The 13086-nt window shown below is 44.5% G+C and carries 11 protein-coding genes; 2 read left to right on the top strand and 9 right to left on the bottom strand.

Going from position 1 to position 13086, the window contains the following annotated elements; genetic code table 11:
* Positions 1-30: 30 nt before the first annotated feature.
* Both C505_RS0106160 and C505_RS0106165 read left to right on the top strand, forming a co-directional pair.
* A complete protein-coding gene (locus tag C505_RS0106160; RefSeq protein WP_018691720.1) occupies positions 31-576 on the top strand; it encodes a hypothetical protein in 546 nt (181 codons plus the stop codon).
* A 287-nt stretch (positions 577-863) separates the two neighbouring features.
* On the top strand, positions 864-1055 hold the full coding sequence (locus C505_RS0106165) for a hypothetical protein (RefSeq protein WP_018691721.1): 192 nt from the start codon (positions 864-866) through the stop codon (positions 1053-1055).
* Between the two features lie 111 nt (positions 1056-1166).
* Here the strand turns inward: C505_RS0106165 and glnS are convergent, their stop codons facing one another.
* The 9 genes from glnS to sdhC all read right to left on the bottom strand — a co-directional run bounded on the left by glnS (position 1167) and on the right by sdhC (position 12860).
* Positions 1167-2834 carry a glutamine--tRNA ligase gene (gene glnS / locus C505_RS0106170; RefSeq protein ID WP_018691722.1) on the bottom strand — a complete coding sequence of 556 codons (1668 nt, stop codon included), beginning with the start codon at positions 2832-2834 and terminating at the stop codon, positions 1167-1169.
* A 228-nt stretch (positions 2835-3062) separates the two neighbouring features.
* Positions 3063-3935 carry a succinate--CoA ligase subunit alpha gene (gene sucD / locus C505_RS0106175; protein WP_018691723.1) on the bottom strand — a complete coding sequence of 291 codons (873 nt, stop codon included), beginning with the start codon at positions 3933-3935 and terminating at the stop codon, positions 3063-3065.
* Positions 3932-5101 (bottom strand): ADP-forming succinate--CoA ligase subunit beta, encoded by a 1170-nt coding sequence (gene sucC, locus C505_RS0106180; RefSeq protein WP_018691724.1) that lies wholly within the window; start codon positions 5099-5101, stop codon positions 3932-3934. The genes sucD and sucC overlap by 4 nt, the downstream gene beginning before the upstream one ends.
* A 106-nt stretch (positions 5102-5207) precedes the next feature.
* On the bottom strand, positions 5208-6692 hold the full coding sequence (odhB, locus tag C505_RS0106185; RefSeq protein ID WP_018691725.1) for a 2-oxoglutarate dehydrogenase complex dihydrolipoyllysine-residue succinyltransferase: 1485 nt from the start codon (positions 6690-6692) through the stop codon (positions 5208-5210).
* Between the two features lie 24 nt (positions 6693-6716).
* Positions 6717-9530: a 2-oxoglutarate dehydrogenase E1 component gene (locus C505_RS0106190; RefSeq protein WP_026317785.1), complete on the bottom strand. Its 2814-nt coding sequence runs from the start codon at positions 9528-9530 to the stop codon at positions 6717-6719.
* Positions 9531-9647: 117 nt separating this feature from the next.
* Positions 9648-10361, bottom strand: coding sequence for a succinate dehydrogenase iron-sulfur subunit (locus tag C505_RS0106195; protein WP_018691727.1), 714 nt, complete (start codon positions 10359-10361; stop codon positions 9648-9650).
* Between the two features lie 13 nt (positions 10362-10374).
* The gene (gene sdhA / locus C505_RS0106200) at positions 10375-12144 is read right to left on the bottom strand and encodes a succinate dehydrogenase flavoprotein subunit (protein ID WP_018691728.1); all 1770 of its coding nucleotides are present in this window, start codon (positions 12142-12144) and stop codon (positions 10375-10377) included.
* Positions 12145-12492: a succinate dehydrogenase, hydrophobic membrane anchor protein gene (gene sdhD / locus C505_RS0106205; protein ID WP_018691729.1), complete on the bottom strand. Its 348-nt coding sequence runs from the start codon at positions 12490-12492 to the stop codon at positions 12145-12147.
* Positions 12486-12860, bottom strand: a complete 375-nt coding sequence (gene sdhC / locus C505_RS0106210; protein WP_018691730.1) for a succinate dehydrogenase, cytochrome b556 subunit — start codon at positions 12858-12860, stop codon at positions 12486-12488. Before sdhC ends, sdhD begins: the two co-directional genes overlap by 7 nt.
* Positions 12861-13086 lie beyond the last annotated feature (226 nt).

The following is a 13086-nucleotide window of genomic DNA, read 5'->3' on the forward strand; positions in this document are numbered from 1 at the left end:
TAAGTATTAAAATCAAGTATGAGTAACTCAATGACAACAACAAAGAAACTCTTATCAGTCTTATGTCTCGCTTTCACTGCATCTCAAGCTTATTCTGACGTTATCAGGCATCATTTTTCTAGTGCCTGTGTGATCCCTTCTAAGTTAGAAACCAATGCAACACTAGTTTTTGATTACGATGCTTGCAATCCAGTGAATAAGAAAGCTTTTGAAGAGTCAAATTTCACTCGAGATTATGGTCAGGCGATAGACGGGTCTTTTATTATCAAGCATGTGAAAACCAATTTATGTATGACACATGAATCTGACACGAATAAAAGAGCAGTTAAGCTGCACCTCTCAGATGAATGCACGACAAGGTTTATTAGACCTGTTGGTGACAAAGGTACCATAAAACTTAAAAACCATAACCTCTATTTGCAAGCAAATACTTTTTTACCCGGGCATCGTGATACATCTGCACCTTTAATTCTTGCAAAGAAAGGTAGTTCGGATATTCGATTATTTTTGGTAAGAAACCGAATCATTTCGTTTGAACAGGTGATAGCAAGCTTTCCGTTAGAGTCATCGCAGTAAGACCTCATATTTAATGAGAGAGTGCCTCTTCAAAGACACTCTCTATCCCACACTCATCGATTCTTGAATAGTTCCTTCTTTTTTCTTGTGGCTGACTTTTTTTAATAGATAAATACGCTCTGATGACTGAATAAAAAATTTACAAAAATTTGTTCAGGATCATACTGACAAACTCAAAATAATCATTTAGTTTTGAATAGTGTAAAAATACAGCTTTTTTGTTGATTGACGGGATGCAGACAATATAAGAACCTCAAAAGAGAAGACAATAAAGAGGAGGTACAACGATGAATTATGGGTTTTTCTTAGATGGTCAACTTGTTGGGCAAATTAATGCCGAAGATAGAGAAACTGCAATTAAGGAGTACCAAGGATCAGGTGTTTACGATGCTGTTTATCCATTAATCGATATGAATCGAGGTAGAATATCCTCTAAGAAAGAACGTTGTCCTACTCTTGATTCCTTCAAGACAAAATAATCGTTTCTCTCATGTTGGACATGATCCATCATGGTAGCCAGATTTAAAAAAGGGCCGGCTGATATGCCGACCCTAATTCTTTCATAAACATTGCATCAGTGAAACATCTGCTTATTTCGCTTCGATTTTCGCCCAAGTATCTCTTAACCCTACAGTGCGGTTAAAGACAAGATCACCTTGTGCTGACGTATCACGGCAGAAGTAACCTGTGCGTTCAAACTGATAGGCCGCGTGATCTTGAGCATTCGCAAGGCTTGGCTCAATCACCGCATTGCTCATGATCACTAATGACTCTGGATTTAGCACTTGAGTAAAGTCTTCTTCTGCTGCTGGATTTGGCACAGTAAACAAGCGGTCATACAAACGAACTTCAGCTTTGACGCCTTCGGATGCAGATACCCAGTGGATAACACCTTTGACTTTGCGACCATCCGCAGGGTCCTTACCAAGTGTCTCATCGTCGTATGTACAGTAAATGGTTGTGATCTCACCAGCTTCATCTTTCTCAACACGCTCAGCTTTGATCACATAAGCATTCCTTAAGCGAACCTCTTTGCCTAATACAAGACGCTTAAATTTCTTATTCGCTTCTTCTTTGAAGTCTTCACGCTCGATGAGGATCTCACGCGTAAATGGTACCTCACGGGTGCCCATAGATTCATTTGAAGGATGATTTGGCGCAGTGAGTGTTTCGACCTTGCCCTCTTCGTAGTTTTCAATGATGATCTTCACCGGATCGAGGACAGCCATCGCACGCGGTGCATTTTCGTTTAAGTCATCACGAATACAGGCTTCTAACATGCCCATTTCAACCATATTGTCTTGCTTTGTGACACCGATGCGCTTACAAAATTCTTTCACAGAAGCTGGCGTATAGCCACGACGACGAAGACCTGCGATTGTTGGCATTCTTGGGTCATTCCACCCTTCGACATGATTCCCTTCAACCAAAGCGTTTAATTTACGCTTGGACATCAGAGTGTATTCAAGATTGAGTCTTGAGAACTCATACTGATGCGGTCTGCTTTGAATCGATATGTTATCTAAAACCCAATCATAGATACGACGGTTGTCTTGAAATTCCAACGTACAAAGAGAATGCGTGATGTCTTCAATCGCATCCGAAATGCAGTGTGTGAAGTCGTACATTGGGTAAATGCACCATTGCTCACCTGTTTGATGATGATGGGCAAACTTGATCCGGTAAATCACAGGATCACGCATCACCATAAACGGTGAAGTCATATCAACTTTCGCACGCAGAGAACATTCACCTTCTTTAAACTCACCGTTTTTCATTTTTTCGAAAAGCGCTAAGTTTTCTTCGACAGGCGTATCACGATAAGGGCTGTTCTTACCTGGCTCTTTGAGCGTACCGCGATACTCACGCATTTCTTCTGCGTTTAAGAAACAAACGTATGCTTTGCCCGCTTTAATCAGCTCAATGGCATAACCATGAAGCTGGTCGAAGTATAAAGAGGAGTAACGAACTTCTCCGTCCCACTCATAACCCAGCCATTGGATATCTTCTTGGATAGAGTGGACGTAATCGATGTCTTCTTTTTCTGGATTTGTATCATCGAAACGTAGATTACAAGTGCCCATGTAATCACCAGCAATACCAAAGTTTAAACAAATCGACTTTGCATGGCCAATGTGCAGAAAGCCATTTGGTTCGGGAGGAAATCGTGTATGAACTGATGTGTGTTTTCCGTTTTCCAGATCTTTATCAATAATTTGACGTATAAAATTCGAAGGACGAGCCTCAACATCCGCCATGTGTTTTTCCTACTTTCAAACGATGAAAATTTCTGGATATCAGACCAGATAAAGTCGGACATCCAATCGACATATTTCAGCGATTATAGCGTGATCCAATGGGAATAACACTTAAAAATCTTGCGTACTATGGAGGAAATGAAAAGGGTTGGATAAGAAATAAACCAAAGAAAGGTTCATCAGAAGAATTGGCCCGAAACACAAAGGCTTCGGACCAATAAAATCAGCTTACCAGCCAGTCTTTTCGCGAAGTGCTGCACCGATATCTGCTAGAGAGCGAACCGTTTTAACACCTGCTGACTCAAGTGCTGCAAACTTCTCATCCGCAGTTCCTTTACCGCCAGAAATGATCGCACCAGCATGGCCCATACGCTTTCCTGGAGGTGCAGTCACACCTGCAATGTAAGAAACAACTGGTTTCGTCACATTGTCTTTGATGAATTCTGCTGCTTCTTCCTCAGCTGTACCACCGATTTCACCGATCATCACAATCGCTTCAGTCGCTGGATCTTCTTGGAATAACTTCAGGATATCGATGAAGTTAGAACCTGGGATTGGGTCACCACCAATACCAACACAAGTTGATTGGCCAAAACCTTCATCCGTTGTTTGCTTCACAGCTTCGTAAGTCAACGTTCCAGAGCGAGAAACGATACCAACTTTACCTGGCTTATGGATGTGACCTGGCATGATACCAATCTTACATTCGCCTGGCGTGATCACTCCTGGGCAGTTCGGGCCGATCATACGAACGCCTTTCTGCTCGATGTACTCTTTCACGTAAAGCATATCAATCGTTGGGATGCCCTCTGTGATACAAACGATCAACTCGATACCTGCGTCGGCAGCTTCGAAAATCGCATCTTTACAGAAAGGAGCAGGAACGTAGATCACAGATGCTGTTGCGCCGGTTGCCTTCACTGCTTCTTCAACTGTGTTGAAAACAGGAAGACCAAGGTGCTCAGTACCACCTTTACCTGGGCTAACACCACCAACCATTTGTGTGCCATACTCAATCGCTTGTTGAGAATGGAAAGTACCTTGGCTACCCGTGAAGCCTTGGCAGATCACTTTTGTATCTTTATTAATTAAAACGCTCATGCCTGACCTCCTGCTGCAGCAACAACTTTCTTCGCTGCATCTGTCAATGATGTGGCAGCAATAATGTTAAAGTCACTTTCTTCTAGTTTCTGAGCGCCAAGCTCAGCATTGTTCCCTTCAAGGCGAACAACAACAGGAACCGCAACACCGATTTCTTCGACTGCTCCGATGATACCTTCTGCGATCATGTCACAACGGACGATTCCACCGAAGATGTTAACTAGAACTGCGTTGACTTTGCTGTCAGAAAGGATAATTTTGAACGCTTCTGTCACACGCTCTTTTGTTGCACCACCACCAACATCAAGGAAGTTTGCAGGTGCCCCACCGTGGAGTTTCACGATGTCCATTGTACCCATTGCAAGACCTGCACCGTTCACCATACAACCGATGTTACCATCAAGCGCAACATAGTTAAGGTCCCACTGTGCAGCGTGAGCTTCACGAGAATCTTCCTGTGAAGGATCGTGCATTTCTTGAAGCTTTGGTTGACGGTACATTGCATTGCTGTCGATGTTTAGTTTTGCATCGAGACAATGTAGGTTGCCGTCTGCTTTGATGACAAGCGGGTTCACTTCGATCAGTGCAAGGTCACACTCTTCGAACATTTTCGCCAGGCCCATGAAGATCTGAGTGAATTGCTTGATTTGCTGGCCTTCAAGACCAAGCTTGAATGCTGCATTTTTTGCTTGTGAAGGCTGAGGGCCCATCAAAGGATCAATTTCGATTTTGTGGATCAACTCAGGTGTTTCTTCTGCCACTTTCTCGATTTCAACACCACCTTCTGTGGAAGCCATGAAAACGATTTTACGTGTTGTACGGTCGACAACAGCGCCAAGATAAAGCTCTTTTGCGATATCAGTACATGATTCAACAAGAATTTTGCTGACAGGCTGACCATTTTCGTCTGTTTGATACGTAATCAGGTTCTTGCCAAGCCAGTTTTGTGCAAAATCTCTGATTTCATCTTTCGATTTTACAACTTTAACACCACCGGCTTTGCCTCGTCCGCCTGCGTGCACCTGGCATTTTACAACCCATTCGTTTCCACCAATTCGGTCTGCTGCTTCAACAGCGGCTTGAGGTGTATCTACTGCGTACCCTTCTGATACAGGTAGACCATACTCGGCAAAAATCTGTTTTGCCTGATACTCATGCAAGTTCATGGTTCTTGTCCGTTCTATTAGTTAAGAAGTTTGAGTAAAAATAACTCAATTGCGACGTAATTATAGTATTGAATGGTAGCGCGCCCCTAAAGACGCGCTAAAAAAATTATACATCCAACAGCAGTCTTGTTGGATCTTCTAGTAATTCTTTAATCGTTACTAGGAAGCCAACAGATTCTTTCCCATCGATAAGACGATGGTCGTAAGAAAGTGCCAAATACATCATCGGTAGGATTTCAACCTTACCATTGACCGCCATTGGGCGATCTTGGATCTTGTGCATCCCCAAGATTGCAGTTTGCGGTGGGTTGATGATTGGCGTAGAAAGTAGTGAGCCGAATACACCACCGTTGGTGATGGTGAAGTTACCGCCTGTCATTTCTTCAACGGTCAGTTTGCCGTCACGGCCTTTGATCGCAAGAGCCTTGATACCATTTTCGATTTCAGCAACGCTTAACTTATCACAGTCACGTAGCACTGGTGTAACAAGACCACGCGGTGTAGAAACCGCGATGCTCACATCAAAGTAATTGTGATAAACAATGTCGTCACCATCAATCGATGCATTGACAGCAGGGAAACGCTTCAGCGCTTCAACAACCGCTTTGACGTAGAAAGACATAAAGCCAAGACGCGTGCCGTGACGCTCTTCAAAGATGTCTTTGTATTGCTTACGTAAATCCATGATTGGCTTCATGTTCACTTCATTGAAGGTCGTCAACATGGCTGTAGATTGCTTCGCTTCAAGTAGACGCTCTGCAACACGTTTACGAAGGCGAGTCATCGGAACACGTTTTTCAGTGCGGTCACCAGCCAACGCCACAACGGGTTCACTTTTTTGCGCGGTAGGCGCAGGCTTAGCAGCAGGCGCTTGCTTCATAAAGTTTTCTACGTCTTCTTTTGTGACACGGCCACCTTTGCCTGTGCCTTTAATTTGAGATGCATCCAAGCCTTTTTCTGCAATCATGCGACGAACAGAAGGGCTAAGTGCATCATTTGATTGTGCTGGCTCTTCAGTAGATGCGCTATTGGTTGCAGCAGGAGCTGCGCCACCAACGCTCAATTTTGCAATCACCTGCTCTCCCAGAACCGTATCGCCCTCAGGGTGAACCACTTCAGTGATCACGCCAGACTCTGGTGCGACAACTTCTAGGACAACTTTATCTGTTTCGATATCAACCAAATTCTCATCACGAGAAACCGATTGACCTGGTTGAACATGCCAAGTTGAAACGGTTGCATCTGCAACAGACTCTGGCAGTACTGGGACCTTAATATCGATGACTTTTGCATCAGCAGCAGCCGCTGGTGCACTGTTTGTTTGTGCAGCTGGCGCAGGTGCTGCGTCCCCAGCAGAAGCAGAAAGGACAGCAATCACTTGCTCCCCAAGTACCGTAGCACCCTCTTCTTCGCTGATTGAAGCAATCACACCGTCTTCTGGTGCGACAACTTCTAGGACAACTTTGTCAGTTTCAATATCTACCAAGTTTTGATCACGGCTAACTGTGTCACCAACCTTCACATGCCATGTTGCAACCGTTGCATCAGCAACGGATTCTGGAAGAACTGGTACCTTAATATTGGTAGTCATTTTTATTCTTTCCTTTCACCCTAATTACTTGAGAGTTAAAGCGTCTTTGACCAACGCCTCTTGTTCTATATCATGAATTTTCTTATAACCAACTGCCGGAGCTGCAGACGCTGGTCGACCTGCATACGTTAATGTTGCTCCTTTGGAAATTGAATTCCAGAAATGATGCTGGCTACAGTACCAAGCGCCCTGGTTTTGAGGCTCTTCCTGACACCAGACAAAATCTTTTACATGGCTGTATTTTTCAATCAGCGCGTCCATTTCCTCGTGTGGGAATGGATAAAGCTGCTCTAGTCTGACAATGGCAACATCTTTAATCTTATCTTCGCGGCGCTTCGCGAGTAGATCGAAATACACCTTACCACTACAGAAGACAACACGCTTAACGTCTTTCGTCTTCAAGTCATCAATTTCGTCAATCACGTTATGGAAAACACCTTCACTCAATTCTTCCAGTGATGATGTTGCCAACGGATGTCGCAATAAAGACTTAGGTGACATCACAACAAGCGGACGTCGCATTGGGCGAACCATTTGACGACGCAGCATATTGTATACCTGTGCAGGCGTTGTTGGAATACAAACTTGAATATTATGATCAGCACAAAGTTGTAAGAAACGTTCCAGTCGTGCAGACGAGTGTTCAGGACCCTGACCTTCGTATCCATGTGGCAGTAACATGGTCAAACCACATAGGCGTCCCCACTTCTGCTCACCAGAACTGATGAACTGATCAAAGACAACCTGTGCGCCATTCGCAAAGTCACCAAACTGTGCTTCCCAAATCACTAGTGCACCAGGTTCTGCTGTCGCGTAACCAAATTCAAATGCAAGCACAGCTTCTTCCGAAAGGACGGAATCGTAAACCTCAAATTTACCTTGAGATTCAGAGACATTTTCAAGAGGGACAAAAGTTGACGCATCCTCTTGGTTATGAAGAACCGCATGACGATGGAAGAATGTGCCACGGCCACTATCCTGTCCGGTAATACGGATTGGACTGCCGTCATCCACAATCGATGCATAAGCAAGTGTCTCAGCGAATCCCCAGTCGAGGGGTTTTTCGCCTGCAATCATCTTACGACGATCATCATAAATTTTCTTTACGCGTGATTGCAGTTTAAATGAGTCCGGGTAGCCTGTGATTTGTTCACCCAGCTTTTGTAACTGTTCTACAGTCAAACTCGCATCGTACGGTGTATCCCAGTCATGGCCAATATACGGTGACCAGTCAACGGAGTGCTCTTGCATTGGACGCCATTCGTCAACAACACAGTCGCCTTTATCAAGACGATTTCGGTAATCATCAGCAATCGCTTGAACTTCTTCAGCACTAAAAGTACCTTCTTGAACAAGCTTATCACCATAGATCTTTCTTGGGACTGGATGCTTCTTGATCATCTGATACATTAGCGGTTGCGTTGCATTCGGTTCATCAGATTCGTTGTGGCCATGACGACGGTAACAAACCAAATCAATCACAACGTCACGTTTAAACTGATTTCTGAAATCTAACGCAATTTGAGATGCAAGAACTACAGCCTCTGGGTCATCGGCATTGACGTGGAAAATCGGTGCCTGCACCATCTTCGCAATATCAGTACAGTATTGTGTTGAACGGGTATCTTCCTGCTTTGATGTTGTGAAACCCACCTGGTTGTTTACAACAATACGGATGGTTCCACCAACTTTGTACGCGCGGGTTTGTGACAAATTAAATGTTTCTTGTACAACACCCTGCCCTGCAATTGCAGAGTCGCCATGAATGGTAATTGGGAGCGCCAATGAGCCTGTAGTACAACCACGACGGTCTAAACGGGCACGGATAGAACCCATGACAACTGGGTTAACAATTTCGAGGTGAGATGGGTTAAATGCAAGTGCTAAGTGAACATTACCGCCTTTCGTCGCAAAGTCTCCAGAAAAGCCCATGTGGTATTTCACATCACCAGAACCAAGCGCTTCGTCGTGTTTACCTTCAAACTCTTCAAATAGTTCCGATGGGTTTTTACCAAGGACATTGACCAAGACATTTAAGCGGCCACGGTGAGCCATACCAATGACAACTTCTTTTGCACCTTGCTCGCCAGAACGATGAATGAGCGCTTTAACCAATGGGATAAGACTATCACCACCTTCAAGAGAGAATCGCTTGGCACCTGGGAATTTTGCACCTAAGTACTTTTCCATTCCATCTGCGGCTGAGACTTCTTTTAAAATTCTTGTTTTGAGCTCTTTATCAAAATTTGGGGTTGACTGGATGGACTCCAGACGCTGTTGAAGCCAGCGTTTTTCCTCTGTGGAAGTGATATGCATATATTCTGCACCAATCGATCCACAGTAGGTTTTTTCAAGCGATTTATGCAGCTCGCCGAGCGTCATTTCATCTTTGCCGACTGCATAAGAACCAACATTAAATGACTTGTTTTTATCTACTTCTTGAAGATCATGGAAAGGAAGTTCTAAGTCACGGACTCGCTCCTGCTCCCATAACCCTAGCGGGTCAATGTTCGCATGCTGGTGACCGCGGAAGCGGTAGGCATTAATGAGCTGAAGGACCTTGACTTGTTTTGCATCACCAGAAGAAGCTGCAGGTGGTACAGAAACCATTCGGTGTTTATTTTTTGCGAGGGTGGCGAATTCTTCTCTAATTTCTGAATGTTTAGACTCAACCTCACATCCATTCACTTTTGGCAGGCTGCCAAATAACTCTCTCCACTCTTCGGATACATTGGCGGGGTTATCAAGGAATGATTCATACATTTCCTCGATGTAGGCCATGTTGCCTCCGCTCAACTGCGAAGACTCAAGCCAAGCCTTCATTATGCCTTCGTGCATTTCTACTCTTGCCCTTTTATCGCGCTTAATTTTCCAATAACTTCTTTTGATTTCTTTCAAAAGGTTAGTGCCACTTTGAAAAAGTGGCGATATAAAATTCTTATATGACGCGCGGTATTAAACCGCACGTTTTAATAGCATAGACTTGATATGACCAATTGCCTTGGTTGGATTCAAACCTTTTGGACATACATTGACGCAGTTCATGATCCCGTGACAACGGAATACGCTAAATGCATCGTCAAGTTCGCTTAATCGCTCTTCCGTAGCTGTATCACGGCTATCTGCAAGGAAACGGTAAGCATGAAGTAGCCCGGCTGGACCAATAAACTTATCCGGATTCCACCAGAAAGACGGACAGGATGTAGAACAACAAGCACAGAGAATACATTCATAAAGACCATCAAGCTTGGCACGCTCATCTGGGCTTTGTAGATACTCTCTCGCTGGAGGTTGACTGTCAGTATTGATTAAGAACGGTTTAACCTTCTCATATTGCGTGAAGAATTGCGTCATGTCGACAATTAAATCACGAACAACAGGCAATCCTGGTAGAGGACGGACCACTACCTTGCCTTTACCAGAAAGTGCGGATAATGGCGTGATGCAAGCAAGGCCATTTTTACCGTTCATATTCATCCCATCAGAGCCACAAACGCCTTCACGGCATGAGCGTCTAAATGCGATGGATGGGTCCTGTTCTTTCAACAGAATCAATGCATCCAAAAGCATCATGTCACGACCTTCAGGAACCTCAAGCTCGTAATCCTGCATCTTTGGTGCATCATCTACATCAGGGTTGTAGCGATAAACTGAAAAATTCAAAATCATTATCTTACACCTCTTAGTAGGTACGCACTTTTGGTGGGAAAGCTTCACGATGATGTGGCGACATATTCACCTCACGCTTCGTCATTGCTTCCGTCTCTGGCGTATATAGACTGTGGCATAACCAGTTTTCATCATCACGATCTGGATAATCGAAGCGGCTATGTGCACCGCGGCTTTCCGTACGGAAGTTTGCGGCAACTGCGGTTGAGTATGCCGTTTCCATCAAGTTATCCAACTCAAGACACTCGATACGTTGTGTATTGAAGTCGCTGCTCTTGTCATCAAGGCGTGCATACTTCAAACGCTCACGGATTTCTTTCAGTTCTTTCAAACCAGTCGCCATTGCATCACCTTCACGGAAAACCGAGAAGTTGAGCTGCATACACTGTTGAAGATCTTTTCTGATTTGGAATGGGTCTTCACCTTGTCCTGGCTCAGATTTTTCCCAGCGATTGAAGCGTGACATTGCCGCTTCTAGATCAGAGTCAGAAGCCTGACGCATTGGTGTGTTGTTGAGCGCTTCACCAAGGTGTAGACCAGTCGCACGACCGAATACAACCAAATCAAGAAGTGAATTACCACCCAAACGGTTTGCACCGTGGACAGATACACAAGCAATCTCACCGCAAGCGAATAGACCAGGAACAAGCGTCTCGTTACCTTGTGCATCGATTGAAATCGCTTGTCCGTCAATATTCGTCGGGATACCACCCATCATGTAGTGACACGTTGGGATAACAGGAATTGGCTCTTTTGCTGGGTCCACGTGTGCGAATGTTTTAGAAAGTTCACAGACACCAGGAAGACGCGCATTGAGTGTTTCTTCACCAAGGTGATCAAGTTTCAACTTGATATGAGGACCCCATGGACCTTCACAGCCGCGGCCTTCACGGATTTCTGTCATCATTGAACGAGCAACAACATCACGACCCGCAAGGTCTTTCGCGTTTGGTGCATAGCGTTCCATAAAGCGCTCACCGTCTTTGTTCAAGAGGTAACCCCCTTCACCACGACAGCCTTCGGTGACAAGAACACCAGCGCCTGCAATCCCCGTTGGGTGGAACTGCCACATTTCCATATCTTGCAATTGAATACCAGCGCGCAGCGCCATACCGACACCGTCACCTGTGTTGATATGGGCATTCGTTGTTGATGCATAAATACGACCAGCACCACCTGTTGCAAGGACAACGGCTTTCGATTTGAAGTAAACAACCTGCCCAGTTTCAATATCAATCGCAGTACAACCAACAACAGCACCGTCTTGGTTCTTCACTAAATCAAGTGCATACCACTCACTGAATACCTTCGTTTTGTTTTTCACATTTTGTTGGTATAAGCAATGAAGTAATGCGTGACCTGTACGGTCAGCTGCTGCTGCGGTACGAGCTGCCTGCTCGCCACCAAACGCCTTCGACTGACCACCGAATGGACGCTGATAGACTTTACCATTATCGAAACGAGAAAAAGGTAAGCCCATATTTTCGAGTTCGATAATTGTTTCAGGGCCTGTTTTACACATGTATTCAATCGCGTCTTGGTCACCAATATAATCGGAGCCTTTGACTGTATCGAACATATGCCATTCCCAATTATCTTCGTGGGAATTACCGAGAGCTACAGTGATCCCACCCTGCGCTGATACCGTGTGTGAGCGAGTTGGGAAAACTTTGGATAATAGCGCGCATGACTTCCCTGATTCTGATATTTGAAGTGCCGCACGCATTCCCGCGCCGCCTGCACCGATGACTACCGCATCAAATTCATGTACTTGGATATTCACTTAAACACCCCACAGAACAAATAAGCCTGTCGCTACATAAGCAAAAACAACGACGTTGAGGATAAATTGCAGTACAGCACGAAGCATCGCAGACTTGATGTAGTCTGTTAAAACTTGCCATAAGCCGATACGAACATGGATCATCATGCTGAGGATTGCGAGAAGCGTAAATATTTTTACGCCCATGCCTGAGAAAAGGCCTTTCCAAATCTCAAACGTCACCTGTGGAGTTAAAACTAAAAAGCCAACGATAAAAATCGCGTAGCTTGCAAGGATAATCGCAGTTGCGCGCAAAGATACGAAATCCTGCACACCATTGCGTTTTAAAGAAGCGTCATTGACTACCATAGCCACCACCCTAGCACTATTGCGAGAACAACCGTCAATGCCATGATGAATAACGCACTGGAATTGCCGGAATGTAATTCTTCAAAATGCCCCATGTCCATAAACATGTGGCGGATACCACCTAATAGGTGATAAACAAGAACAACAAGTGTTCCCCAAGCAATAAATTTTGCGAGGAATGACTGCATGATATCCTTGACCATTGCAAATCCTTCTGGGGAGCTGAGAGATTCTGCCCAAGCCCAAAATACAAAAGTCAACGCGACAAAGAGTGCTACGCCAGTGACACGATGCAGGATCGAAACCACAGCCGACGCAGGGAAACTCACGGTAGTTAAATCGAGGTTAACTGGTCTTTGTTTTTTCACGGTAATTGCCCATCTTAGCCCAAAGAGCTCATACTTACACAACCTATAGGATAGATGTCACCTTGCAGAAAATACCAGTTCTCGGTTGAATAGATTCAGACATAAGAATGGCACCAGCAAAGTTTACATAGGATTTTAAAACGCGCACAGTATATATTACTCAACGTTGTCATGACAATTATTGTTATTTATTAATAATTTGAGATTACTTTTTAATCAAACTTTC

This window comes from Algicola sagamiensis DSM 14643 (assembly GCF_000374485.1).
GTDB lineage: Bacteria > Pseudomonadota > Gammaproteobacteria > Enterobacterales > Alteromonadaceae > Algicola > Algicola sagamiensis.